The sequence below is a fragment of the Paenibacillus qinlingensis genome (assembly GCF_013204845.1).
Lineage (GTDB): Bacteria > Bacillota > Bacilli > Paenibacillales > NBRC-103111 > Paenibacillus_E > Paenibacillus_E qinlingensis.
In genome coordinates this window covers 585,596-612,230 of sequence record NZ_JABMKY010000003.1, presented here as the reverse complement: position 1 = coordinate 612,230, position 26,635 = coordinate 585,596, and the positions used below count along the sequence as shown (strand labels likewise).

Sequence of the window (26,635 nt, the reverse complement as noted above, 5' to 3'; positions counted from 1 at the left end):
ATACTCAGTATTTGAATAAAACTGAGTATACTCAGTACTTTCTCAGATGTCAAGGAGGACTATGAAACCAACTCGAACCAACTTACGGGATCAACTACCACCATCCATGGATTCCAGCCTTGCTTCATCCACACCTACAGCCGGAGACATTTTACAACTATTAATACGTACGACCCATCGTTTGCATACCCAATTTGAGGAGCACTTAGCAGAGTTAGGAATCCCTGCTTATTTAACAGGGCCGCGTGTACGTGTCCTCATTGCGATTGAAGAAGAAGGACGCATTCGCATGTCAGAACTCGCGACCAAATTAGGGATTAAAGCGCGCACCGTTACCCAATTCGTTGACGCACTTGAACAAGAAGCTCTCATCCATCGTACGACGGATCCTGATGACCGCCGAGCCACCTTTCTCCAGTTAACGGATGAAGCACCTCCCTTAATTGCGAAAGCACGTGCCGCGATGAGCCAAGCCTCCGATCAAGTACTCAAATCATTGTCCGCCGAAGGCAGAAGTCAACTGCAGTCCCTATTACTCCGCTTATAGGTCAGGTGGATTTTCAATGTAACCAGTGCTAGAATATAGGAGGTTGTCCCAATTTCACAATTAGAGGAGAATGGTCATGTCAATTAATGCTTATTTAAATTTCCAAGGAAACACGCGCGAAGTTGTGACTTTCTACGCTGAAGTATTTAATCTGCCCACTCCCAAAATCATTACATTTGGCGATATGCCCGCTCACCCCGACTATCCGCTTCCTGAAGAAGCCAAAAATGGCGTTATGCACACTCGTCTAGATATTAACGGAAGCCCGCTCATGTTCTCCGATGTATTCCCAGGTATGCCATACATTGTAGGTAACAACATCAGTCTTTCCTACGTTAGCGCAAACGCCGACGAAATCCAAAGTGCTTTCCACAAGCTCAAAGAAGGCGGAAAAATTGGCATGGAGCTTCAAGCAACGGACTGGAGCAAATTGTACGGACAAGTTGAGGACAAGTTCGGCATTCTTTGGCAGTTCAATCTTGACAGTGGTGAAAATTTCTAGAAATTACACATAGCTCTCTCTAGAGAAAAAGGATTCCATCGCTCACTTCCTTCAAGTGAGTTTACGGAATCCTTTTATTTTCACTATAAGATAGGTGATATCAGCTTCGAAATCGACTCCAAGAATCGGATGCGAAGCGACCGCTTCTCATATTCCTCCAGCGTTAGCTCCATACACCCCTCCATATCCTTCCAGAAGGTCTCTTCCAGCTTCGTTGCCGTCTCCTCATGAAACATCAGTGCATTTGTCTCAAAATTAAGCCGTAAGCTGCGAATATCGAAATTCGCAGTACCGACTGAAGCCACTTTACCGTCTACAATAATTGTTTTGGCGTGCAGAAAGCCGTAATCATACAGATAACATTTCACACCTGCACGCAGCAATTCACCAACATAGTACAACGAAGCCCAATGAACGAATAAATGATCAGCTTTCTCAGGTATCATAATCCTTACATCAATCCCCGAGAGCGCCGCAATTCGCAACGCATTCAACATGCTTTCTTCGGGAATAAAATACGGCGTTTGCAGTAAAATCCGGCTTTTGGCCAAATGAATCAGCTTGAGAAATGTATACACAAAATGCGGCCAAGTTTCATTCGGGCCACTTGCGACAATTTGCATTGGAACTTTTCCTTGCACAGATTTCTCCAAAATCGCTGGAAAATAAGTGGTATCTACTTCCAATGTTTCTGCCGATGCAAGGTTCCAGTCCAATATGAACCGTGATTGCAACGCTCGCACTACGCTGCCTGACAATCGAAGATGCGTATCTCGCCAGTAACCAAATTTCGGATTCAAGCCCAGGTACTCATTCCCAATATTAAATCCGCCAATGTAGCCAATCTGTCCGTCAATGATCACGAGCTTGCGATGATTTCGATAGTTAACCCGATAATTAAGAAAAGGAATACGTGATGGAAAGAAAGCCGCTTTATGTCCACCTGCTTGAAGAAAATCTTTGAAAAACGAATCCTTCAGCGTACGTGAGCCGATATCATCATATAGAAAACGAACGGTCACCCCTTGCTTTGCTTTGCGAGTGAGCACTTCCAGGATCCGCTGACCCAAGGTATCATTTTTGACAATATAATATTGCATGTGGATATGATGCTCGGCAGCCTCAATTCGGCTAATCAAATCATTAAACTTCTCGACCCCATCGGTGAAAATATGTACGTCGTTATCCTGCGACAAAAAGGAATCATTCGTAGCTACATTCAGATAAATTAAATACCGGTACTCCATCACCATCGGATCGATATAGGGAAAAGTCCCCTCCATAAGCTGCTGCCGCTGCTCACCAATCACAGTCTGCATTCGTTCCTGCATACGCTTATTCCATTTATACAGTTTTCGGCGGCTCAGGTTTTGACCCAGCATCACGTACAATAGAAAGCCTAGAATAGGAATGAATAATAGCACCATTAACCAAGACCATGTAGCAGCTACATTACGTCGTTCTAAGAACACCACCGTGAGCGCCAATAAAATATTTACCACGAACAACACAGTTAACATATGAGAAATCCAATCCATGCCCATCAATTACCACTCCAACCCTCTTTACTGTCTGCACCTATTATACCTGAATTTACTAAATGAGAAAAACTTCTATCGAAGTACTTCGAAGATGAGCGACCGCGTTTTAAATGTTGTTTTTATCGCCAATAAAAATTTGTTATTCCGAGTACCGGAAACTTATAAATTCTTATGTGGTAACGAAAAAAGCCCCCTCATTCTTTCGAATTAAGAGGCTTTTCCCAATATTTATGAGGTCATTTCATTGTAAAGCGTGATATACTGCTGCGCAGATTTGCGCCAGCTAAAGTCACCTTTTTTCATATTCTGCTGAATCTTCAACCAACTGTCGCGATCATTCTTATAAAAGAAAACCGCTCGCCTGATGATGTGCAGCATATCATGCGCGTTATAATGCGTGAAGGAGAACCCTGTGCCTTCTCCTGTAAACTCATTATAAGGCTGTACCGTATCCTTCAGACCGCCTGTTTCACGAACGATCGGCACGGATCGATAGCGCAGCGCAATCAATTGCCCAATGCCGCATGGCTCGAATTGTGATGGCATTAAGAAGAGATCAGACGCAGCGTAGAACTGGTGTGCTAGCGCTTCGTCAAAATAGATGTGCGCCGATACCTTAGTCGGGTGTGTAATTGCAGCGTTCCGGAACATTTGCTCATACACAGGCTCGCCAGTTCCAAGAACAACAAGCTGTATATCCAAAGCAAGGATTTCACGAAGCACGTGCTGAATCAAATCTAACCCCTTCTGTTGTACAAGACGAGTTACCAGTACAATCATCGGGATATCACCATTCACAGGAAGTCCTAGACGCTCCTGAAGGGCTATCTTATTCTGTGTCTTCTTCGGTAAAGAATCTCGGTAATTCACAACCAGATTCTTGTCCGTCATCGGGTCGAACACGTCATAGTCAATCCCGTTCACAATACCCGTTAATTGATCTTTGCGATGTCGTAACAGGCTGTCCAAGAATTCACCATAATACGGTGTTTGAATCTCTTCCGCATACGTCTGACTAACCGTAGTTATTTGATCCGAGTACAACAGTCCACCCTTTAGGAAGCTTGCACCACCGTGAAGCTCTAACGCTGTTCCTGAGAAGTGATCATCCGACAAACCGAACAAATCCTTAAACACCCCTTGACCAAATACGCCTTGGTATTTCAAATTATGGACCGTCGTCATCGTCTTGATTTCACTAAAGAAAGGCAAATGGAGGTAATGAGCCTTCAGCAGAACAGGAATCATACCTGCCTGCCAATCGTGACAATGAATCACATCCGGCTGGAAATCCAGGTACGGCAGGGCCTCAATAACACCTCGACTGAAGAAGCCAAATCGCTCCGCCTCATCACCAAAGCCATAAATACCCGAACGCTTGTAATAAAACTCGTTATCGACGAAGTAGAAGGTAACCCCTTCATACACCAACATATCAATGCCGATATATTGCTTGCGCCAGCCCAACTGTACCTCAAATGATGTCACTTGTGTCATCAGTTCTCTGAACTTAGCCGGGATATCTCCGTATTTTGGCAAAATAACACGCACATCAAGTCCCTGACGCGTCAGCTCCTTCGGTAAGGAGCCGATCACATCCGCTAAGCCGCCTGTCTTTATAAAAGGAACGGCCTCCGAAGCCGCGAACAGTATTTTCATCATGCCACTCCTCCAACTTTGCTAGAACCTGATCTAACACACGAACTTGTGATTAGATCACTTTGGTTTTCGCTGCAATGAATGGTGCTTTATTGTCACCAGTTAATACGCGACCGCGGCTAATGAAGACGTCTTTATCCAGAATCGCATTCTCGATAATCACGTTTTCCTCAATTTCGCAGTTTTGCAGGATGATACTGTTTTTCACGTAGGCACCCTTACGGATCTTCACTCCGCGGAACAAAATGCTGTTCTCCACTTTTCCTTCAATCTGGCAGCCATTTGCGATTAACGCATTTTTGGTTGCAGCGGAATCGAAATATTTGGCGGGTGGTTCGTCCTTAACCTTCGTATAAATGAGGTTCTTCTGGAAGAAGAGCTCACGCCAAATTGCAGGATTAAGCAGCTGCATGCTGTGCTTGTAGTAACCTTGGATGGAGTTCACAATACCCAGATGCCCTTCAAATTTGTAACCATACACACTCAATTTATCAATATTTTTCATAATACCATCACGAACGAGATGATCATAACCTTGCGCTAGGCAGGATTCCACCATATCCAAGAGCAACGCTTTGCTCATGATATACATTTCCATGGAGATGTTATTCGTCCGCAAGCGGCCCGTATGATCTTCCATCAAAGTTACTTGACCTGTGTCTTTCACAGCCATACGGCGGAATTTCCCATGAACCTCTTCATCCGTTTGCTTATATATCACAGTGATATCTGCTTGCATGTCTTCATGGTAACGTACCGCATCAGTCAAATCCAGGTTGCACACCATGTGGCTGCGGGAAATAATCACGAACTCTTCTTTACCACGGTAGAAATAGTCTCGGTGGCTATAGAATTGATACAGATCTCCGCGTGAAACTCCTGTCGGTTCATCCAGTACGGAAGGTAGTACGAATAGTCCCCCGCGCTTACGATCCAAATCCCATTCTTTTCCAGATCCCAGATGATCCATGAGCGAACGATATTTGTGCTGCGTGAAAACAGCCACATTATCAATTCCGGAATTCACCATATTGGAAAGCGCAAAATCAATTAACCGATAACGACCACCGAAAGGCACAGATGCCGGGCAGCGGAAATAAGTCAGTTCCTCCAAATCATCCGGTTCATTGACTAAATTAATGACTCCCATCACATGTTTCATCTGACATCATCCCTTCTGATTAGCGTAGCCTGTTACCCGTTCGTTACCGCCAATAAGTACAATTTCACCATTGCCATCGACAACCGCACCATCTTCAACAACCGTATTCTCACCAATAATCGCTTTGATAATCGTTACGTTATTACCAATCTTAGCATTCGGCATGATGACTGAATCCTTGATTTGACTGCCTTCACCTACTTGAACACCGAAGAAGAGAACGGAGTGGTCGACATCTCCAAAAATCGCGCAGCCTTCATTAACCAATGAACGTTTAATATTTGCCGTAGGCGCTACGTATTGAGCAGGTTGGTACGGATTCTGTGAATATACACGCCAGTCTTTATCATTTAAGTTAAGTTCATTATTGTCATCTAAAAGATCCATATTGGCTTCCCATAAGCTATCAATGGTTCCGACGTCTTTCCAATAGCCTTGGAATGGATAAGCAAACATTCTCGCTTCATCCTTCAGCATCATCGGAATGATATCTTTCCCAAAGTCCTTACTGGACTCCGGATTCGCCTCATCTTCAAGCAAATACGATTTCAATGCTTTCCAGTTAAAAATGTAAATTCCCATAGAAGCCAAGTTGGAGTTTGCTTCCTTCGGCTTTTCAGCGAATTCCGTAATCTCCTGCTTCTCATTTACGCTCATGATGCCGAATCGGCTAGTCTCTTCCCATTTCACTTCGATAACAGCGATCGTTGCGTCCGCTTTTTTCTCTTTGTGATAAGAAAGCATGAGATCGTAATCCATTTTATAAATATGGTCACCCGAGATGACCAAGACGTATTCTGGATCATACTGCTCGATAAAGCCGATATTGCGATAAATCGCGTTTGCAGTTCCTTTGTACCAGTCTCCGCCTTTTTGCTCCATGAACGGTGGCAATACGGTTACGCCGCCATACTTGCGGTCAAGATCCCAAGAGCTTCCAATACCAATGTACGTATTGAGAACAAGAGGCTGATACTGTGTAAGAACACCTACGGTATCAATCCCTGAATTCGTACAATTGCTGAGAGTAAAATCAATGATGCGATATTTGCCGCCAAAGTGAACAGCTGGCTTAGCTAAATTGTTCGTCAGTACGCCTAATCTTCGCCCTTCTCCTCCAGCGAGGAGCATAGCAACACATTCTTTACTGCGCATATTTGATTTCCCCCTTCACCTTCATCAATCTCTGATTGGAATTCACTCACACACTTGATATAGACAGCCGCAAGCGGCGGAATACATAGCGATAAACTGTAGGGACTGCCATGCATGGGACTTGCTTTACTTGTGATCGGCAGCGTATTTCCTTGTCCGGAACCGCCAAACTCTGCTGCGTCGCTATTAAATACGACTTCGTAAAGACCTAATTTCGGAACGCCGATCCGATAATCCGGATGAACAACGGGTGTGAAATTACACACAAGTATCAGTTCATCCTCCGGCGATTTCCCTTTTCGCAAATAAGTGACAACACTTTGGCTCTCGTCATGGGGATTAATCCATGCAAAGCCTTCTGGATCATGATCCAGTTGCCACAAGGCCGGTTCGTTTAAATAAAATTGATTGAGCGACTTCACATAATGATGCATCTGCTCATGCTTCTCGTAACCGTCTAATAAAAACCAATCCAGCTCTTCGAGATCTTTCCATTCGTCAAATTGACCGAATTCACTTCCCATGAAGAGCAGCTTTTTCCCTGGATGCCCTGACATATAGCCATATAAAACACGCAGATTAGCGAATTTCTGCCAATAGTCTCCTGGCATCTTATGCAGGAGTGAACGCTTTCCATGCACAACCTCATCATGTGACAAGGGAAGTACATAATTTTCGCTCCAAGCATACATGAACGAGAAGGTAATCAACTTATGATTATACCTGCGGTGGATGGGGTCCAGCTTCATATACTTCAGCATATCGTTCATCCAGCCCATATTCCACTTGTAGTTAAACCCAAGTCCACCCTCGTGAACAGGAGCCGTAACTAACGGCCAATCCGTTGAGTCTTCCGCCATCATCAACGCGTCTGGATAATAGGAGAAGATTACTTGATTTAGCCTGCGAATGAACGCAACAGCCTCCAAATTCTCCTCACCACCGTGTTGATTAAAGATCGGCTCCTCATCCCATCTGCCGAAATTAAGATGAAGCATAGATGCAACAGCGTCTACTCTGATTCCATCCATATGATACATGTCCATCCAAAATAAGGCATTCGAAATTAAGAAACTCTGAACCTCTGGCCTACCGAAATCAAAGGTAAGTGTCCCCCACTCCAGCTTCTCTGCTTTACGAGGGTCTTCGTATTCGTACAGAGGCATGCCATCAAACTGGCGGAGTCCGTGACTATCCTTGCAAAAATGGCCTGGAACCCAGTCCATAATGACCCCGATACCTTTTTGATGACAACGATCGACGAATCGCATGAAATCCTTAGGTGCACCATGACGACTAGTCACGGAGAAGTATCCCGTTGCTTGATAACCCCAAGACCGATCAAACGGATGCTCGGCTAGAGGCATGACTTCTATATGCGTGTAACCCATTTGTACCGCATAATCCACTAATTCAGTCGTTAATTGTTCGTACGTGTACTGTTCTTCGCTATTCCGATCTTTTTTACGCCAAGTGCCTAAATGCACTTCGTAAATGGAAAGCGGCTTATTATATGCGGGGACTTCCTTCTTCTGGAGCTGCCAGGCTTGATCTTGCCATTCATAACCTTCTAAATCTACAACCCGTGAGGCTGTACCTGGCCTTAATTCAGAATAGAAGGCATAGGGGTCAGCTTTTAACAAAATCTCCCCTGTTTGACTATGAATTTCGAACTTGTAATAGTCGCCTTCTTGTGCTTCTGGAATGAAGATCATCCAGAGTCCTAACGAACTAACCTTTTCCATCGTATGCTCGCCGGATTGCCAAACATTGAAATCTCCAAGTACAAACACAGTTCTCGCATGCGGTGCCCAAACGGCGAATCGAACACCTTCATGCCCTTTTTCTTTGCTAACATGTGCCCCTAAGATACGATAGCTGTGGAAAAGGGATCCTTCATGAAGCAGAAACAAATCCTCGGAGCTGGGTAGACCAACATTTGCTCCCACATTATCCCCCCTATTTCGACATGTCTTTGCGATAAGATGGTTGGTATAAATCGTCTCTACCTCTACAAATACAACAAACAGGTAAGGAATTCCTTCAATTGGGTACGAATAAAAAAAAGGAAATGTCTCAACCTTCGGTGAATTATTGATAGGACAAGAAATGAAAGGTGGATCACTCATTATGAAAGATAAAGTAAAAGGACTTATCGTAGGTTTAACCATTGGTTCTGTTTTAAGTGGAACCGTAGCTTTTGCGGCTGGAACACAAATCGAAGTCGCTTTCCGTAACCTGACTTATATGTTTGATGGTGTCGAAAAAACGCCAACGGCTGGCAAAGGTTTCATTTATGAAGGGGATACTTATGTACCCCTGCGCTTTATGAGCGACTCACTTGGTAAGAAAGTCACATGGGACGACGCGACAAGTACAATTTGGGTCGGAAACAATCCGAATCAAGTCGTTGCAACTTACACAGGTGGAACGGTGACGAAAGCTGAATTCGATGTGGTCTTTAACCTTAAATCACTGTTAGATAGTGCATATGCAAGCTCCAAGGACAATGTCGACTATCAGACAAGTATTCTTAAAGAATTAGTGACGAATCGGATTCTCTACGGTCGTGCGTCTGTTGCTGATCAAGAAGCTGCCAAAAAGAGTGCTGCTGGACAGGTTGCTGCCTGGAAGCAGCAAATGGGCGCAGACAAGTTTCAAACCGATTTGAAAAACGCAAAAGTAACTGAAACTGAACTACAATACTTTCTTGTTGGCAGTATGACAGCGACTAATTACTTGAAGTCCAGTGTTACGGACGCTCAATTGAAATCTCAGTACGACGCAGCACTTACTGCTAATAAAGATGCGTTTACGATCGCTTCTGTGCGTCATATTTTGATCGAAATTACTGACCAAGCCGGTAAAGCTCTTCGCACCAAAGAAGAGGCGCTAACACTTGCCAAGGATATTCAACAGAAACTCAAAAATGGCGGGGATTTCGCTGCGCTTGCTAAGCAATACTCCGAAGATCCAGGTTCGAAAGATAATGGTGGTCTGTATGCGGATGCCGATGTGAGTCAATGGGTTGAAGGATTCAAGAACGCAGCGATTTCACAAGCAGTTGGAACGATTGGTGAACCCGTTGAAACCGAGTTTGGCTATCATGTAATCAAAGTCGACTCTCGCTCTGTTAAACCATTTGCTGCAGTGAAAGAATCACTTCGTCCTTCGGTTGAACAAGCACAATATCAACAATTCGTGGAAAAAGAACTGCCTACGCTGATTGAAAAGATCGATTTAGGTCAATAAATGGTGTACAATGAATGTTTAGTCAAGAAATCAAGTTGAAGGATGGATTACAACATGTTTTATGCAAAAGATTGGGTCGATTATGAGCTTCTCGATACGGGCGGCGGCGAAAAGTTAGAGCGCTGGGGTACGATTGTACTTCGCAGACCCGACCCTCAGATTATTTGGCCACTACAGAAAGAAACGCCAGCTTGGCGCCAAGCTGATGCGCATTATCACCGAAGCTCCAGCGGCGGCGGCCAATGGCAGCAGAACGCAGAACTTCCTGAGCGCTGGACGATTACGTATGATCAGAAGCTTACCTTCTATATTAAGCCAACTAGCTTTAAGCATACGGGTCTTTTCCCTGAGCAAGCGGTCAATTGGAAATGGATGATGGACAAGATCAAGGGTGCTGGACGTCCGATCAAAGTGCTCAACCTCTTTGCTTATACGGGCGGCGCAACACTGGCATGTGCGCATGCTGGTGCGGAAGTATGCCATGTGGATGCTTCTAAAGGGGTCGTTTCTTGGGCGAAAGAGAATTTGCACCTAAGCGGCATGGGCTCCAGACCTGTTCGATTCATTACGGATGATGTGTTCAAATTCGTACAGAGAGAACAGCGCCGCGGCAGCAAGTACGATGCCATCATTATGGATCCACCTTCCTATGGACGTGGGCCTAACGGTGAAACGTGGAAATTGGAAGATGACCTCTTCCCCTTCATCCAGACTTGCCAATCCATTCTGACAGATAATCCGTTGTTCCTGTTAATCAATTCCTATACGACAGGCATATCGGCTACTGTGCTTCAGAACATTTTGACAATGGCGATGAAAGACAAGCATGGCGGAACGATCTCCAGCGGTGAAATCGGACTTCCGATTACGCACTCCGGCCTCATGCTCCCTTGCGGTATTCTGGGACGCTGGGAGGCGTAAGCGGTGGCATTTAAGGATGATTACGGTGCATCGCAGATCCCGATTCTCTTCGAAGACAACCACATTCTCGTGGTTGAGAAGCCCGTCAACATGCCTACGCAGGAAGACGAGTCGCGTGATCTTGACTTGCTGAACGCCTTGAAGGCAGACCTCAAGGAGCGGTATAACAAGCCCGGCAATGTTTACCTCGGGCTTGTTCATCGCTTGGATCGTCCCGTTGGCGGCGTGATGGTCTTCGCCAAAACGTCAAAAGCCGCGTCCCGACTTTCGGACGCGGTTCGAACAAGGCAGCTCGACAAGACGTACGTCGCTGTCGTGCACGGTAAACCCTCCCAGCCGGCCGCTACGCTGCGCCACTGGCTGTGGAAGGATACGCGGACGAATACCGTCAGCGTGGTCAAGGCAGGCCAGCCCGACGCCAAGGAGGCGGTGCTGGACTACAAGCTGCTCGGCAGCCAAGACGGGCTCAGCTTGATCCAGATCAAGCTGCACACCGGGCGGCCGCATCAGATCCGCGTGCAGCTGGCTGCCATCGGCTGCACGCTGTACGGGGACCAGCGCTACGGCAGCGCTGTCAACAAACCTGGCCAACAGCTCGCGCTGTGGGCGACGGCACTTGCCTTTGAGCATCCTGTGCTCAAAGAGAACATGCACTTCCGGTCGCTGCCACCTGTGCAGCGGCCTTGGAACGAGTTCACGATTCCCGAATTATGAGGGAATGAAGCACTGCCCTTTTTTAATTTGCAACCTTGCCCAATAAATATATAAGCAATTTCTGATTATGAGCGGAAACGCGATTCAGGTACGAATCCAACAGTTCTTCACGGATTCCACGGCCTCTCTCGCATTCCGCTTTTCCTTTATCCGTGACATGGATCCAAACAATTCGGCGATCCTTCTCATCCCGCACACGAGTAATCAACTCCGCTTTTTCCATCCGATCTAATAAGGTTGTAACGGCAGCAGGTGTTGTGGATAAATACTCGATTAAATCCGAAGGCTTCATACGTTCATGGACTAGGAGCAATTCAAGCACATTCAGTTGTCCTTCCGTAATCGTAGGGGCTAAGCCTACCTCCATCTGATTTTTCAATTCCTTCGATAATTTTAGCCATAGCTTTCCGAATTCATCGGAATACATCCTCATCAACTCGCTTCCATTTTCACCTATTTACAGCAAGTATAGCACGCCTTTTCTCTACTTTAAAGATTAATGCCATTAATATTTTCTTACAAAAATTGCGAGATTCATAGACTTGCTGTGGTTTGCTGATACCTCATGTCGAGCCTTCACACAGTTTGTCTAGTCTTGTGCGGAAAGACAAGCGAATCGACTTCTTTTAACAAGTTGCCCAGTACTTACATATACTGATCGAAGGTGTCATGCACCCTTGTAATCAACATCGAGCCGTTTTACTTTCGGAGAAACTTGACGTGCAAGGCTGTTAACTTACTTTCAAGGAGTGATTGGATTGGAAGCTTGGAAAGTGGAGCTGGGCCAAAAAGCGCTGGAAGCGGGTATGCTAAAAGACCCACAGTGGCTGGATCGATTAGATGAACCGATGCCCCTGTGGGTCTTATTAGAGTTAGCTTTTGCATTAATTGAAAAGTTGGATCCTCCAACGGTTAGTTACGATTGAGGAAAGCGCAAGATCTCAACAATCGATTCTGTTTTCGTCACAGGAATAAGTGATTTACCTTGGGCTTTACGATCTTCTAATGGCGCGGTTTCTGTTGAGAATCGCAGCTTTTCGCCATTACTCATCACTGCTGTAATCAAGTAATCCATTTTCACAATGAATGTCCGGATTAAAGCTGAGCCGTTCGGTCTGACACGTTTACCTTCCTTGAATTCGAAGGTAATAATCCCCTTCCCGCCGCGACCTTGAATTGGATAGTCTACAACGAGAGATCGCTTCGCATACCCGAGGTCCGAGATCACCAGTACTTCCCCTTCATCCCCATAAATCCACTCAGCTGACACGACTTCATCGTCTTCCTTGAGCTGGATGCCGCGTACACCTGCGGCCGCACGGCCCATCGGGTTTACTTCTTCCTCACGGAAACGAATACTCATGCCTTGCTTCGTGACGAGAAGAATTTCCTTCGTATTGTCACTCAGATGAACATGCAGCACTTCATCTTGCTCGCCAAGCTTACACGCAACGATCGCGTTAGATCGATTCGTCATGTATTCTTTCAGCTCTGTCCGCTTCACTTGACCTTTCCGTGTAACGAACACGAGTGACTTCGTCGGATCCTCGAAACTTTTTACAGGAATAACATTTACAATGCGATCTTCCTTCGCAATTGGAATGACATTCACGATCGCGGTTCCATTCTCTTTCCACTTATACTCAGGAATTTGATGGACAGGCAATAAGTAGTATTGCCCCTTCTTCGTGAAGATCAGCAAGCTCTCGATCGTATTGACATCCAGCAAGAAACGAAGGTAATCGCCATCCTTCAAGCCCGTATTCTCAAGTTCTCCACCCGAACGAGTAAAGGAAAGCTTGCTTGTACGCTTCAAGTAGCCTTCATTGGACAAGGTGACAAGCACATCTTCCGCCGTTACAAGAACTTCAAGATTAACTTTCAGTTCATCGACTTCTCCTTGAATTTCAGAGCGGCGATCGATCCCATATTTCTTGCGAATCTCGCCCATCTCATCTTTAATAACGCCTAGTAGTTTCTTCAAGCTGCCAAGAATCCCGCGCAAGTACGCAATGGTTTTCTCAACATCCTTCAATTCCTTCTCCAGCGTTGTGATTTCCAAATTCGTTAAACGGTATAATTGCAGGACGAGGATCGCATCAGCTTGGCGCTCCGAGAATTGAAACTTCGCTACGAGATTATTTTGTGCGTCCTGACGGTTTTTGGAAGCTTTAATCGTCGCAATAACCTCATCCAAGATATTTAAGGCCTTTACAAGCCCTTCAAGGACGTGTGCGCGATCTTCTGCCTTCTCCAGCTCATACTGTGAACGGAATGTCACTACTTCCTTCTGGTGCTCAATATACGCTTCCAGAATCTCACGAATGCCGAGTTGTCGAGGTGCTTTGTTCACAATGGCAACCATGTTGAAGTTATACGTGACTTGCAGGTCGGTCTTTTTCAGCAAATAGGCCAAAATCCCTTGTGCATCCGCTTCCTTCTTGAGTTCCACTACGATACGAAGTCCATTTCTTCCACTTTCATCCCGAACTTCCGCGATTCCCTCGATTTTCTTCTCCAGACGGATGTTCTCCATCGCGGTTACTAAACGAGATTTCACCACTTGATACGGAATTTCCGTAATAACTATCTGTTGTCTGCCTCCGCGCATTTCTTCAATCGCGGTTTTGGAGCGGATATAAATACGACCTTTACCTGTCCGATACGCATCTCGGATACCTTCTTCTCCCATAATGATGCCTGAAGTAGGGAAATCCGGTCCTTTTACAATCGCCATTAATTCATCTAGTGTAACGTCAGGCTTATCGATCATAGCTGTACAAGCGTCAATAATTTCACGCAAATTATGAGGCGGAATTTCCGTCGCAAATCCGGCAGAGATACCACTAACCCCATTTACAAGCAGATTCGGATATCTGGCAGGCAAGACAGTAGGTTCTTTCGTGGAATTATCAAAGTTATCTTTAAACATAACCGTACGTTTCTCGATATCACGGAGTAATTCCATCGCAATTTCTGATAAACGCGCTTCGGTGTAACGCATAGCCGCAGGTGGATCATCGTCTAATGAACCCCAGTTACCGTGGCCATCTACGAGTGTATGCCCCATTTTCCATGGCTGCGCCATACGAACCATACCATCATAAATGGATGCGTCTCCGTGCGGATGATAGTTACCCATAACATCCCCGACGGTTTTGGCTGATTTCCGGTAAGGCTTATCAGGCGTGTTGCCTGAGTCGTACATGGCGTACAGAACACGACGTTGAACGGGCTTCAAGCCGTCTCGAACGTCGGGAATCGCGCGATCCTGAATAATATATTTGGAATACCTACCGAAGCGATCACCCACGATCTCCTCCAGATAGGCTGGTAAAAACTCTTCTAAAATACCCAATTTCACGTCACCACTCTTTTTGGTCTACTCAACATATTCCGTAAAATCAACATTCTCGATAATCCAGCGCTTACGTGGATCTACTTTATCGCCCATCAACGTGGTCACACGTCTTTCTGCTTTGGCAGCATCTTCAATCTGTACTTGAAGCAACGTCCGGCTTTCAGGATTCATCGTTGTTTCCCATAGCTGATCGGGATTCATCTCGCCTAATCCTTTATAGCGCTGTAGCTCGGTATTTTTGCCGAGTTCTTTGACTACAACGTTTAATTGATCATCAGTCCATGCGTATTTGTGACCTCCGCCCTTCCCTTTTCTCGTTACTTTATAAAGTGGAGGTTGAGCGATATAGACTTTCCCCGCATCAATCAATGGCTTCATATAGCGATAGAAAAAGGTCAACAGAAGGACTTGTATGTGCGCTCCGTCCGTATCGGCATCCGTCATAATAATAATCTTGCCGTAATTCGTCTCTTCTGATTCAAATTCAGAGCCGACGCCTGCACCGATCGCAGCAATAATGGCTTTATATTCTTCATTTTTCATAATATCCAACAGCTTGGCTTTCTCCGGATTCATCGGCTTGCCTTTTAGCGGCAAAATCGCTTGATGCTTCGAATCACGCCCTTGTTTCGCCGATCCACCCGCGGAGTCACCTTCCACGATAAATAGCTCATTCCGTTGCAAATCCTTTGATTGTGCAGGTGTAAGCTTCCCATTCAAGTTCGAGCTCTCGCTCTTCCCTTTTTTCCCGCTTCGTATCTCTTCGCGTGCTTTACGCGCGGCTTCTCTTGCTCTTGATGCTTGTACAGCCTTCTTCAGCATCATTTGTGCGATTTGAGGATTTTCTTCAAGAAAAACGGTCATTTTATCGGACACTACGGCGTCCACGGCACTACGTGCAATAGCACTTCCTAGTTGATCCTTGGTTTGACCTACGAATTCGACATCGCCCATTTTGATATTGATGACGACCATCATACCTTCTCTGAGATCCGTCCCATCGAGGTTTTTATCCTTTTCCTTGAGAATGCCCCCTTTACGGGCATATTCATTCATCACACGCGTGTAAGCTGTCTTAAACCCCGTCTCATGGGTTCCGCCGCCGCGAGTTGGAATCGAGTTTACGAATGAAGCAATCGTCTCTGTATAGCCATCATTGTATTGCAAAGCGACTTCAACTTCAATTTCGTCCTTCTCCGAGGCAAAATGAATGACAGGATGCAGCACGGTCTTCTCTTCGTTCAGAAAGGCTACAAACTGGCTTGCACCGCCTTCATACTGAAACGAATCCACTTTATCTGTACGTTCGTCTTTCAGGTTTACTTGAAGTCCCGAATTCAGGAATGCAATTTCCTGCAAACGCTCAGCTAATGTGTCGTAATTGATCGTCGTTCCGCCTTGGAAGACGCGTTTATCTGGTTTGAAAGTTACTTTCGTCCCTGTACGATTCGTGTTGCCGATAACCTCAAGTCCTGTAACCGGTTCACCAACATGTTCGATCCCTTTATCATCAACCCAATATTCAAAGCGCATCTTGTGCACTTTGCTGTCACGGTTAATTTCTACTTCCAACCATTCGGATAGCGCATTTGTTACCGATGCACCAACGCCATGCAAGCCTCCAGATTTTTTATAGCCTGATCCCCCGAATTTACCCCCTGCATGGAGGATGGTAAATACGACTTGTGGCGTAGGAACACCTGTCTTATGCATGCCTGTAGGAATACCGCGGCCATTATCTTGGACAGTAACCGATTGATCTTTATGTATCGTGACATTAATTTTGGAACAATGCTTTGCCAGATGCTCATCGACTGCATTATCTACGATTTCCCAGATCAGATGATGAAGACCTGAAGAACTGGTACTGCCAATATACATCCCTGGTCTTTTACGAACGGCAACAAGCCCTTCGAGGACTTGAATATCGTCTGCTTCGTAATCTGTCGTGGGTGTCGGGGCTTTCCCTTTCGCAAATTCTAGCTGCTCAGCCATTGGAGCCCTCCTTTATCTCTTTAATCTCTAATTTAAAATATCTTTGCGCGAAAATACCGTAAACGAGACGATAAGCGCTACTACAGTCCATACACTTAGAACACTAAGCGAGAAACCTAAATCCATACCTTGAATAGGTGGGATCCCTCCGGTTAAATACTTCGTCAGGTCCAAATTGACCATAAACAAATATTTAGCCGTTTCCCACGAGGAAACCATGTTCGATAAAATGGTTCCTGATATTAATACGGCAAGCATGACCCCCATACCTGCTGCGGTTGATCGAATTAGTACAGAAAGCATCAGCGACATGATCGCTACGACGATTGCTGTAAACCATACTAAGCCGAATTCCATCAAGAGAAAGAACCATTGATCCACGGCGCGAACACGACTAAAATCGACATCTGCCCCTGACAACTGTATGCCTGTAAAGATCGGCAGGTTCCATCCGTTATAGCCAAAAACAACGCCAGAAATCAAGTAACAAATCAATCCCGTCGACAAAACAGTCAGAGAGGTGAAGAAGATTACGGTAATTAATTTACTCAATAGGATTTTCCAACGCCTGACCGGTCTTGTCAACAATAATTTAATAGTCCCCGTAGAATGCTCAGATGATACGATATCTGCTGAAATGACCATAATAATCAACGGAATAAATAATCCTACGGCATTTTTCACAAATTCACGTGTAAATGTAACCGCATTCGGCGAACTTGGATTCACGTCTTGATCAAGATAATAGTTTGCAATTTGAATTTGAACGCGAAGTTGCTGCTTCCACTCATCCGGCGTTCGTGCGGAACTAAGACGTTTTTCCCAGTCGGTTACTTTCTGCCGCTGATCCGCCTTCCAATCCGATGTACCAAATTGCTTCTGTGTATGTTGAGCAACTCGCATTTGAGCATAAGTGAACATGGGAATTAAAGCAAGAAGAATAAGTAGAATGACATAAAATCGCTTTTTCTTAATCATTTTGATCATTTCATTTTTAACTAAAGCATAGAGTCCTGTCAATTCATTCACCTTCTCCTACTCGATTCGTTCCCCTTCGGTTAGACGCAAGAACAAATCTTCAAGTGTTGGATTTTTGATTTCTACGGCATACAAGCTAATTCCTTGTTCGATTAGAAGTTGACTTAGCTTAGGAATGTCTTCTTGATTCATTTGAGTTGAAATCTGCATAACCGATGTTGGTAAGTTAGATAGATTATCCGTTTCTACCGCTATGGCTGAAATCACGAACTCAGAAGATTGCAATACGCGCTGCGCTTGTTCCCCAGGTGAAACCGTCCATACCACCCTACCACCTTGCGCAATAAGTTCATCTACCGCACCAACTTGAATCACTTCGCCATGACTAATAATCGCTACGCGGTGACACATTTGCTGAAGTTCGCTGAGCAAGTGGCTGGAAACGAATAAACTAAGTCCATCCGCAGCTAATCGTTGGATAAACTCCCTCATTTCTTTGATACCTTGTGGGTCAAGTCCATTTGTAGGCTCGTCCAAAATCAATAAACTAGGTCGCCCTAATAAAGCTTGTGCAATCCCTAACCGTTGACGCATTCCGAGCGAATAGGTACGCACTTTATCATGAATCCTCTGATCCATCGAGACTATCTCCACGACTTCTCTAATCCGATTATCATCGACATCAGGAAGCATCCGGGCAAAATGCTCGAGATTTTCCCAACCTGTCAGATAGGAATAAAGTTCTGGATTTTCAACGATACAGCCCACTTTTCTCATCGCTTCGTCATGTTCCTTATGAACATCAAATCCACAGATTTGAATGGTCCCTTCCGTAGGACGAATCAGATCCACGAGCATACGAATTGTCGTTGTTTTGCCTGATCCATTTGGCCCAAGGAATCCAAATATTTCACCAGCATATACGTCAAAGGAAATGCCTTTGATAATCTCTTTGTTTTTGATGCTTTTCTTAAGATTATTGACAGATAAAACGATTTTAGGCGTTGCTGCTATAGCCATAGCATGTCCTCCCTATTTTAAAATTTGGACGATCCGATCCGCGATTCGCTCATAGCCATCCCCATTCGGATGAAAATGATCGGCAGAAGATAAATATTTGATCAAATTTTGCTCAAATAGGTCGTAAGTAGGAACAATGAGCATCTGTGGATATTGATTCGTTAGTTTAAACACGCCGTTATTCCAGCGTTGCACGGTTAAGGATCCCTGTCTCGATGGATCAAGATCTAGAAATGGGTGATACAAACCGATATATAAGAGCGTTGCTTTAGGATTCGCTTGATTTATAGACGCAATGATTTTCTCCATTTTAGCTAATGCTGGGTCTACACGTTTCTCTGCTGCTTCAGGATTAAATTCAGTCTGATTATCTCCTTTAAACAGCCCGTCCCCACCAGCAAAAATATCATTCCCACCGATCGTTAGCAAAATGATATCCGCTTCCGCTAACGCATCTTGTGTTTTCTTCAATGCTAAATCAGCAAGAAGCTGATCACTTTTGTACCCAGGAATAGCAAGATTATTAAGTACAAAGACGGGTTTGCCACTTGCTTTTTCCAGCTTTTCACGGACACGTCCGACATAGCCTTTGCCCGTATTGTCGCCAGTTCCAGCTGTGAGTGAATCCCCGAGTGCAACAATTTGCAGCTTGGAGCTGCTTTCAATAACGGATGGTTTCGTAGGTGCCGGAGTAGCTAGTTGCAAATCTCCAGACGCTTTAGGAAACCATATTTGATTCGCCGCGTACGCAAAGCCAACAGCGAAAACAATTGTAGAAATTGAAGCGGTTAAACCAATGGCACCCCAGATGAAGCGAGATGATTTCAATGCTGTCCCCTCCTGCGAATAATTGGCATATTTCCAATTTAAGATTATAGCTTCTCGTCAAATTTTGCAAACATTGTACAGATTAGGCGGTTTCACGGGATGTTAGTGCAGCATGCTCACTATTCTGATTCTTATGGACAAGTCGATTTCATCGGTTAAAAGCACGTTACATCCCACCTTTTCGGGTGACTGGTTGATTGAGATATCTGGTGATGGAGGGTGTGTTACCAAAAAACTGGAAAACTCCTTCTATTCCCGACTATTCCACCTCCATTTGGAATTTAGATGGAAATAATGCAGCTATTTGACTATTTTTTCACCAAAATGGCGTAAAACCTTGAAAATAACTGTAGATTATACAGCAATTCAAATTCAAACGATGATTCGATTAAAATTAGATGTATGTTTTCCAGCTAATGTGTCCCAGAGCACGATTATCCTAGCAAAGGGTAGCACTCAAATACAGAACATTAACCCACAGGCATTAATGACCGTAGATATGGCAAAAAAGCAGCCTAACCCTACAAAAGGCTGGCCGCTTCCTATACATTTATTTACTATCGAGGTTTAACAATAATTTGGATTGAATATCGAGCTGTTTATCAATGGAAACAGGGTCACCAGGGAAGATTTCACTCGTATTCAATTGATAAACATGATTATTTTTAACAGCAGTCAAGCTCTTCCAGACCGGGTTATCCGTCAATTCTTTCAGACGAGCCGAGCTATTCTCCCCTGCGTTAGCAGTCAAGAAAATATAATCTCCAGCATAATTCGGGAGCGTTTCTAAAGAGATTTCAAGAAAACTTTCATTTTTGTCGAGCATCTCCGTTTTAATTGATTTCGGCGGTGATAGCTTAAGCGCTTCATACAAATTGTAGCCTCCTCTACCGAAGTTTTTGCCATATACAACCGTTTGTTTCGCCCATAGCTCCATAATTGAGAATGTTTTATCGGGACCGATCACTTTGGAAATTTGTTCACGGTATTGTGTTACTTTCGCATTATATTTGCTAATCCATTGCTCGGCTTCTTCCTTTTTCCCTACAATATCCCCAATGTCGCGCAACTGTCCAAGCACATCCTTCGAATCTGCTCCACCATAAGATAAAATAATCGTTGGTGCTATTTTTGCTATTTCATCATAAATTTTGGCAGCTGCTCCGCCATCTTGCAAAATAATCAAATCCGGATTTAGCGTCAGAACTTTTTCCTTGGAAATTGGGCTTCCTACGTTTTCAACTGCAGCAGCAAGCTCTTTCAAGAATGCAGCGTCAAACTGATAGGATGCAGCACCTACAGGTTTTACTCCAAGTGCTAGTAAATGCCCCATGAATTGATCCACAACTATTCGTTTCGGATTTGTAGGGATCATCACTTCATGTCCAAATTTATCTTTGTATACACGTGTTGATGGCACTGAAGTACTCGGTGTCGCGGTACTAGCAACAGCAACCGCTGCCGAAGTATTCGCAGTAGTTTCTTCTTTTTTAGCCCCACAAGCTGTTAAAATAGATGAAAGCAACAGTAATGATCCTACTACAGTGAAGATGAATTTCTTTGTAAACATCGGTAATGCCTCATAGGAATGCGCCCCCTTGTGTCCGCCTCTTATTTGTAATAATGATTCTCATTATCATCAAATGGAGTATAACCGATAAATAACCTAACTTGAAATAGACAATCGTGCTTTATTTTCATGTACAATTATGCCTTCATGATCGTTGCAACTTCTTTCAGGAAACGTTCTTGCGTGTAGGCAGAGTATTCAAACCATAGCCAAGGAGAGATACATGTGACTGCTTGATTTCGAACCGCTTTGAGCTCATTCCAAGCGTTATTCTTCTTCAGTCGTTCCCAATTTTCCTGTGTGCTGTTCCCGTTCGTGAACATGACCATCAGTCGTTCAGCATCACAATCTGCCAATTCCTCCAGTGTAACAAGCGTATGCGAAGTTGATGCCCCAATCCCTTTGGGTATTTTGATACCTAAATCTTGATACAACACACTAGCAATCGATCTCTCACCATATACATAGATGTGCTCCTCCGAAATTTGAACAATGAGAACAGTGTCATCTTTGAACACATCATTCACATGCTCTCTAACCTTAGCCACCTTACGAGCATAGTCTTCGAGCCAAATCTCTGCTACATCTTCAATACCTAGAAATTGTGCGATTAATCGCAAATGTGTTCGCCAATCATTCGAAAGCCATGGTACGAAAAAAGCCGGCGCAACTTCCTGCAATTTCTCCTGTTCCTCCGCAGGGATGAAATGATCGATACCTAAGATGTAATCTGGCTTTGATGCTTGGAGCGCTTGCCGATTAAAGTCATAATCATGACTCAATGGCGTAACAATGTCATATTGATATTTCCTGCGATACATATCCGTCCAGTAATGATCCATGGGTGCTGCAAAAGGGACAATTTTCAATGCTAAAAGTTGACCAATGTTCGGAAAACTGTACGCGGCTACTTTGCGTTGTTTATTTTTCATATAAGTGGCAGGTGGAATACCTACTTGCTGTTTAAATTTTCGAATAAAGTAATATTCGTCCTGATACCCAACTTGCTTCGCTATATCACGCAGCTTCATTCTAGGATTTTCCATTAGCACTTTGGCCTGATTAATTCTAAGCTCTGACAAATAATCCATAACACTTACTCCATTCAATTGCTTGAAGCTGCGCATATAATAATAACGGCTCATGCCAGCCATCTCGGCTAACTCCTCAATTGTCATTGGAAGATGAGAAAATTGCTCTAAATAGTCCATGGTGCGCTTCACCGATAGGTTAGAATCCCCTTCTGTGTTAGGTGCTTGTCCATCTTCCAGAATACGGCATAACAGCTCTTGAAATGCCGCTTGAGCACGCATTCGTCCTAATGCCTCTACAGATTGCCAAATCTCTAAGTCTTCCATTCCCTCGTTTGCACCACCATGCTGATTAAGTCATTCTACTTATTTTAAATGATAACCATTCTCAATGTCCATATTGATTTTCCTTTGCATCGCACAAAAAAGCTGCCAACCACATTCAAGTGGCTAAGCAGCTTCTCTTCTTCATACCTACACAGCATCCTGCAAAAATTTATACTGAGCTTGGATCAAACCGTAGTAGATCTTCTGTTCCAACATGAGCTCATCGTGATTGCCAATTTCCATCATGCGGCCGTGATCAAGCACGACGATTTTGTCCGCATTACGAATCGTTGATAGACGATGGGCCACAATAAAGGACGTACGACCTGCTAGGAGTGTCTTCAGTGCTTCTTGGATTTTGAGCTCCGTATCTGTATCAATGCTAGCTGTCGCTTCATCCAGAATAAGTACACGTGGATTAGCGAGTAACGCTCGTGCAAAGGAAATCAATTGACGCTGACCCATCGACAGGATGTTACCGCGTTCTTGCACTTCCGTATCGTACCCATTTGGCAGCTGTACAATAAAATCGTGCGCATGGACGGCCTTCGCGACCTGCTCGATCTCATCATCTGTCGCATTTAACCGACCAAAGCGAATGTTATCACGTATCGACCCGGAGAAAATAAATGTATCTTGGAGCACGACACCGATTTGAGAGCGCAGACTTTGGATCGTGACTTCACGAATGTTGTGACCATCGATCTCAATGCGTCCTTCATTCGGGTCATAGAAGCGACAAAGTAAATTCATAATCGTACTTTTCCCTGATCCGGTATGGCCTACCAAAGCGATAGATTGTCCGGCAGTTACATCCAAATTGATTCGATTCAATGCTGGACGTCCAGGCTCATACTCGAATACAAGATCTTTGAACTTCACATTTCCTTCAACTGTAGGTAAATCCTTCGCACCTTCGATTTCAGCAACCGTTGGTTTCTCATCGATAAATTCGAAAATCCGCTCAGCCGAAGCCATCGCAATCAATAGCTGCGAGTACATTTGCCCCAGGCGTGTAATCGGCTCCCAGAAATAACCGATGTAAGTCGCAAACGCAACTAGTAAACCAACACTGATTTCCTCCGTTTGAATCAAATGCGCACCTAACCAGAATAAGATGAAATAACCAATCGCACCTGTAATTTCAATGAGTGGTCCAAAAGATTGATTCAGCATGGAAGCACGATTCCAGGACAATCGATTGGTCATATTCATTTTGGAGAAGAACTGAATGTTCTCTTTCTCCTGTGTGTAGGCCTGTGTGACTTTAATCCCTTGAATACACTCATTCAGATGGGCATTCAATCGGGATTGTTTCATCGTAACATCTTGCCAAGAGCGACGGATTTTGGTCCGAAGCTTTGTCGATATGATAAACATAATGGGAACCGTTACAATGATTGATGCACCTAATTTAAAATTAAACGATAACAAAATAATAATAATACCTATCAATTGAACAACGTCGATCAATAAGTTGACGACACCATTCGTAAATAAATCCTGCAATGAATTGACATAGTTCGTTACACGAACAAGCACAGACCCCGCTGGTCTAGTATCGAAGAATCGAAATGAGAGCTTCTGAATATGACTGAAAAGGTCATGGCGGAGGTCGTAAATGACACGTTGCCCGATCATGTTCGTATATTTGATGCGGAATGTATTCGCAAGCCATTGAATAAGATAAACACCTAGCATTATACCAACAATGAGAAAGAGCAGGTTCTTATCTTTGGGTATAATGGCATTATCAATCGCTTTACTGATGAGAAGTGGAACTGTCAATTTCGTAATCGCGCCTAAAAGCATCATAGTTATGATAATCGGCAACATTTGTTTACGATAAGGCTTCATATAACCAAACAAACGTTTTAATTGGCCCCAGTCAAAAGGCTTTTCGATTAGTTCATCATCTTGATAAACAAAGCGGTGCCCTGTTTGAGAATCTGGATTGGTTGAAGCTGCATCAGCTTGCTTCGATGTAGTACTCAATTTGCCAACCTTCTTTCTGGTTTAGCGATTGGATTTACTTTGGCATCTATGGATTCCTGAGAAGAACCTTCTTCACGGCCAACAGCTGCTTGGTTCTGTGCCGTTTGATTTTGCGGTCCGTCTGCATATTGAATGTCATACGTTTGACGGTATAAGCCGTCTTGCTGTAAGAGTTCTTGATGCGTACCTCTTTGGATGACTCTTCCTTTATCAAGTACAATAATTTCATCCGCGTGTTTCAATGAAGAAATCCGGTGAGCGATGATAAACGTCGTACGTCCTGCCATAACTTCACCAAAACCAGCTTGAATCTCATGCTCAGTTTCCATATCAACCGCGCTCGTGGCATCATCTAATACGAGAATTTTCGGATCTTTGATCAAGGCTCTTGCGATCGCAATCCGCTGCTTTTGTCCACCAGAAAGTCCAAGTCCACGTTCACCAACTAAGGTGTCATAGCCTTCAGGCAGCTCCGAAATGAAGTCATGTGCTTTGGCTAATTTAGCTGCTCGGATAATCTCATCCATCGTTACATCTTTGCGGCCATAAGCGATATTGTTACGAATAGTTGATGAAAATAAGAACGTTTCTTGGAAAACTGTTGAAATTTGGCTACGGTAGCTTTCAAGCTGCAAGGATCGAATATCCTTCCCATCCAGCATGACCTTACCTTCTTTGACGTTATAAGCTCTCATGAGCAGTGAAATCACGGTAGTCTTCCCAGAACCTGTGCTTCCTAGAAGCCCAATTACGGAACCTGGAGGTGCATCCAAAGTAAAATCATACAGAGCCGGCTGTTTCTCTGGATACGCGAAAGTTACATGATCGAATCGCACATGCCCATCAACCTTTGTTAGGGCTGCCGCGTTTTCGCTATCTTTGACATGCATGTAGTGATGTAGAACTTCTAGAATTTTTTCACCAGATGCTTTCGTTTGTGTAAAGTTATTAATGTGAAAACCAAGTCCCCACATCGGACCGATTATGTACCAAATGAGACTAAAGCAGGCTACCAATTCACCTAGTGAAATCGTCCCGTCAATAACCATGTATCCGCCAGCACCGAGCAAAATAACAACACTCAAGTTCGCTAGAATTTCCATGATTGGAAAATACTTGGCCCAAATCCCTGACGATCCAATATTCATGGACTTATAATCTTCATTGCGTGCTGCAAACTTGGCAACCTCATGGGGTTCGCGAGCAAAAGATTTAACCGTCCGTACACCTGTAATATTTTCCTGAACAGCCGTCGTCATCGTGCTAAGGGACTGACGTACCATCCGGAAAGCAGGGTGAATTTTGCCTTCAAAGCGTACTGCCGTAAATGCCAGAAACGGCATCGTGATCATCGTAAGTAAAGCTAACTTCCAACTGATGGAGAACATCATGGCCATTCCGAAAACGAGCATCAACAACACATTCAGAATTTGCGCGAAGCCAAAACCAATAAATTGGCGAATCGCTTCTAAATCAGCTGTCAACCTGGACATTAGATCTCCCGTTCTAGCTTGATCGTAATACTGAAAAGATAAATATTGCAGCTTTTTGTAAAGCGCATTCCGTAAGTGGAATGCAACACGGTTTCCTAAACGACCCCCGCATAAACCATGTAAGAACTGAAACATCCCTTTCGTAGAAACGACTAGAACAACGATCAGTGCCAAGCGCGGCACCAGGTCAAATTGCTTCTTGGTGATGACTTCGTCAATCAAATAGCGAAGTAAATTGGGGTACACCAAGCCGAGCGCGGTAGCGATTGCAAGACATGCAATAGCTCCAAAAAACAGTTTTTTCTCTGGCCAAAAATATGGCTTCAGTTGCCTGAATACATCCACTTTGGGCCCTCCTTAAAAGGATAGATTTGAAACGCTTATAATGTGTGAACACTTTATGAATCTTAACACCATCACTATATGTGAGCAATTCGAGGATACTCGGATTTAAACGCTTAATTAGGCATAAATTCACAAAATCATGTAGTAATCCCCCCTATTCTTTTAAATCATCGGGATAACCGCCATTGAAAGCCCTTACATGAGCAATCCAAAAAAAAGGGCAACTAAGTTCCGAAGAA

The 26,635-nt window shown here is 44.2% G+C and carries 21 protein-coding genes; 6 read left to right on the top strand and 15 right to left on the bottom strand.

Annotated elements, in window-relative coordinates; genetic code table 11:
• Nucleotides 1-61 precede the first annotated feature (61 nt).
• Together HQN88_RS09555 and HQN88_RS09550 are read left to right on the top strand one after the other, a co-directional pair.
• Nucleotides 62-547, top strand: a complete 486-nt coding sequence (locus HQN88_RS09555; RefSeq protein WP_246320124.1) for a MarR family winged helix-turn-helix transcriptional regulator — start codon at nt 62-64, stop codon at nt 545-547.
• A gap of 76 nt (nt 548-623) precedes the next feature.
• A complete protein-coding gene (locus tag HQN88_RS09550) occupies nt 624-1,049 on the top strand; it encodes a VOC family protein (protein WP_173110371.1) in 426 nt (141 codons plus the stop codon).
• Between the two features lie 83 nt (nt 1,050-1,132).
• Here the strand turns inward: HQN88_RS09550 and cls are convergent, their stop codons facing one another.
• From cls to glgB, 5 genes are all read right to left on the bottom strand, one after another.
• Nucleotides 1,133-2,593 carry a cardiolipin synthase gene (gene cls / locus HQN88_RS09545; protein WP_337995178.1) on the bottom strand — a complete coding sequence of 487 codons (1,461 nt, stop codon included), beginning with the start codon at nt 2,591-2,593 and terminating at the stop codon, nt 1,133-1,135.
• Nucleotides 2,594-2,818: 225 nt separating this feature from the next.
• On the bottom strand, nt 2,819-4,249 hold the full coding sequence (glgA, locus tag HQN88_RS09540) for a glycogen synthase GlgA (RefSeq protein ID WP_173110504.1): 1,431 nt from the start codon (nt 4,247-4,249) through the stop codon (nt 2,819-2,821).
• 52 nt (nt 4,250-4,301) lie between these two features.
• Nucleotides 4,302-5,411, bottom strand: coding sequence for a glucose-1-phosphate adenylyltransferase subunit GlgD (glgD, locus tag HQN88_RS09535; RefSeq protein ID WP_173110369.1), 1,110 nt, complete (start codon nt 5,409-5,411; stop codon nt 4,302-4,304).
• A 6-nt stretch (nt 5,412-5,417) separates the two neighbouring features.
• Nucleotides 5,418-6,566 carry a glucose-1-phosphate adenylyltransferase gene (locus tag HQN88_RS09530; protein ID WP_068670193.1) on the bottom strand — a complete coding sequence of 383 codons (1,149 nt, stop codon included), beginning with the start codon at nt 6,564-6,566 and terminating at the stop codon, nt 5,418-5,420.
• Nucleotides 6,509-8,515 (bottom strand): 1,4-alpha-glucan branching protein GlgB, encoded by a 2,007-nt coding sequence (gene glgB / locus HQN88_RS09525; RefSeq protein WP_274319035.1) that lies wholly within the window; start codon nt 8,513-8,515, stop codon nt 6,509-6,511. The genes HQN88_RS09530 and glgB overlap by 58 nt, the downstream gene beginning before the upstream one ends.
• Before the next feature lie 181 nt (nt 8,516-8,696).
• On the opposite strand from glgB, the gene HQN88_RS09520 reads away from it, so the two are divergent.
• From HQN88_RS09520 to HQN88_RS09510, 3 genes are read left to right on the top strand one after another with little or no spacing between them, the layout of a single operon-like run.
• The gene (locus HQN88_RS09520; protein ID WP_173110365.1) at nt 8,697-9,818 is read left to right on the top strand and encodes a peptidylprolyl isomerase; all 1,122 of its coding nucleotides are present in this window, start codon (nt 8,697-8,699) and stop codon (nt 9,816-9,818) included.
• A gap of 54 nt (nt 9,819-9,872) precedes the next feature.
• Nucleotides 9,873-10,739, top strand: a complete 867-nt coding sequence (locus HQN88_RS09515) for a class I SAM-dependent methyltransferase (protein WP_173110363.1) — start codon at nt 9,873-9,875, stop codon at nt 10,737-10,739.
• A 3-nt stretch (nt 10,740-10,742) separates the two neighbouring features.
• Nucleotides 10,743-11,453, top strand: coding sequence for an RluA family pseudouridine synthase (locus HQN88_RS09510; RefSeq protein WP_274319031.1), 711 nt, complete (start codon nt 10,743-10,745; stop codon nt 11,451-11,453).
• Between the two features lie 22 nt (nt 11,454-11,475).
• Here HQN88_RS09510 and HQN88_RS09505 read toward each other — a convergent pair whose 3' ends face one another.
• Entirely contained in the window at nt 11,476-11,880 is a 405-nt protein-coding gene (locus HQN88_RS09505) for a MarR family winged helix-turn-helix transcriptional regulator (RefSeq protein WP_056621812.1), read from the bottom strand.
• A gap of 331 nt (nt 11,881-12,211) precedes the next feature.
• On the opposite strand from HQN88_RS09505, the gene HQN88_RS09500 reads away from it, so the two are divergent.
• The gene (locus HQN88_RS09500) at nt 12,212-12,379 is read left to right on the top strand and encodes a hypothetical protein (RefSeq protein WP_173109524.1); all 168 of its coding nucleotides are present in this window, start codon (nt 12,212-12,214) and stop codon (nt 12,377-12,379) included.
• On the opposite strand, the gene gyrA is transcribed toward HQN88_RS09500, so the two are convergent.
• From gyrA to HQN88_RS09455, 9 genes are all read right to left on the bottom strand, one after another.
• Nucleotides 12,370-14,811, bottom strand: coding sequence for a DNA gyrase subunit A (gyrA, locus tag HQN88_RS09495; RefSeq protein ID WP_173110500.1), 2,442 nt, complete (start codon nt 14,809-14,811; stop codon nt 12,370-12,372). The two genes, HQN88_RS09500 and gyrA, sit on opposite strands and share 10 nt — an antisense overlap.
• A gap of 24 nt (nt 14,812-14,835) precedes the next feature.
• Entirely contained in the window at nt 14,836-16,809 is a 1,974-nt protein-coding gene (gene parE / locus HQN88_RS09490) for a DNA topoisomerase IV subunit B (protein ID WP_173110361.1), read from the bottom strand.
• A gap of 27 nt (nt 16,810-16,836) precedes the next feature.
• A complete protein-coding gene (locus HQN88_RS09485; protein ID WP_173110358.1) occupies nt 16,837-17,829 on the bottom strand; it encodes an ABC transporter permease subunit in 993 nt (330 codons plus the stop codon).
• Between the two features lie 15 nt (nt 17,830-17,844).
• The gene (locus HQN88_RS09480; protein WP_173110356.1) at nt 17,845-18,807 is read right to left on the bottom strand and encodes an ABC transporter ATP-binding protein; all 963 of its coding nucleotides are present in this window, start codon (nt 18,805-18,807) and stop codon (nt 17,845-17,847) included.
• Nucleotides 18,808-18,819: 12 nt separating this feature from the next.
• Entirely contained in the window at nt 18,820-19,635 is an 816-nt protein-coding gene (locus HQN88_RS09475; protein WP_173110354.1) for a GDSL-type esterase/lipase family protein, read from the bottom strand.
• A gap of 550 nt (nt 19,636-20,185) precedes the next feature.
• Nucleotides 20,186-21,205, bottom strand: coding sequence for an ABC transporter substrate-binding protein (locus HQN88_RS09470; protein ID WP_173110352.1), 1,020 nt, complete (start codon nt 21,203-21,205; stop codon nt 20,186-20,188).
• A gap of 137 nt (nt 21,206-21,342) precedes the next feature.
• Nucleotides 21,343-22,563 carry an ABC transporter substrate-binding protein gene (locus HQN88_RS09465; protein WP_173110350.1) on the bottom strand — a complete coding sequence of 407 codons (1,221 nt, stop codon included), beginning with the start codon at nt 22,561-22,563 and terminating at the stop codon, nt 21,343-21,345.
• Between the two features lie 147 nt (nt 22,564-22,710).
• Nucleotides 22,711-24,558, bottom strand: coding sequence for an ABC transporter ATP-binding protein (locus HQN88_RS09460; RefSeq protein WP_246320123.1), 1,848 nt, complete (start codon nt 24,556-24,558; stop codon nt 22,711-22,713).
• Nucleotides 24,555-26,396 carry an ABC transporter ATP-binding protein gene (locus HQN88_RS09455; protein ID WP_173110348.1) on the bottom strand — a complete coding sequence of 614 codons (1,842 nt, stop codon included), beginning with the start codon at nt 26,394-26,396 and terminating at the stop codon, nt 24,555-24,557. The genes HQN88_RS09460 and HQN88_RS09455 overlap by 4 nt, the downstream gene beginning before the upstream one ends.
• Nucleotides 26,397-26,635 lie beyond the last annotated feature (239 nt).

Excerpts from the sequence above, each read along its gene's own strand:
- HQN88_RS09555 (WP_246320124.1), top strand. The coding sequence starts at position 62 with ATGAAACCAACTCGAACCAACTTACGGGATCAACTACCACCATCCATG.
- HQN88_RS09550 (WP_173110371.1), top strand. The coding sequence starts at position 624 with ATGTCAATTAATGCTTATTTAAATTTCCAAGGAAACACGCGCGAAGTT.
- cls (WP_337995178.1), bottom strand. The coding sequence starts at position 2,593 with ATGGGCATGGATTGGATTTCTCATATGTTAACTGTGTTGTTCGTGGTA.
- glgA (WP_173110504.1), bottom strand. The coding sequence starts at position 4,249 with ATGAAAATACTGTTCGCGGCTTCGGAGGCCGTTCCTTTTATAAAGACA.
- glgD (WP_173110369.1), bottom strand. The coding sequence starts at position 5,411 with ATGAAACATGTGATGGGAGTCATTAATTTAGTCAATGAACCGGATGAT.
- HQN88_RS09530 (WP_068670193.1), bottom strand. The coding sequence starts at position 6,566 with ATGCGCAGTAAAGAATGTGTTGCTATGCTCCTCGCTGGAGGAGAAGGG.
- HQN88_RS09520 (WP_173110365.1), top strand. The coding sequence starts at position 8,697 with ATGAAAGATAAAGTAAAAGGACTTATCGTAGGTTTAACCATTGGTTCT.
- HQN88_RS09515 (WP_173110363.1), top strand. The coding sequence starts at position 9,873 with ATGTTTTATGCAAAAGATTGGGTCGATTATGAGCTTCTCGATACGGGC.
- HQN88_RS09505 (WP_056621812.1), bottom strand. The coding sequence starts at position 11,880 with ATGTATTCCGATGAATTCGGAAAGCTATGGCTAAAATTATCGAAGGAA.
- parE (WP_173110361.1), bottom strand. The coding sequence starts at position 16,809 with ATGGCTGAGCAGCTAGAATTTGCGAAAGGGAAAGCCCCGACACCCACG.
- HQN88_RS09480 (WP_173110356.1), bottom strand. The coding sequence starts at position 18,807 with ATGGCTATAGCAGCAACGCCTAAAATCGTTTTATCTGTCAATAATCTT.
- HQN88_RS09470 (WP_173110352.1), bottom strand. The coding sequence starts at position 21,205 with ATGTTTACAAAGAAATTCATCTTCACTGTAGTAGGATCATTACTGTTG.
- HQN88_RS09465 (WP_173110350.1), bottom strand. The coding sequence starts at position 22,563 with ATGGAAGACTTAGAGATTTGGCAATCTGTAGAGGCATTAGGACGAATG.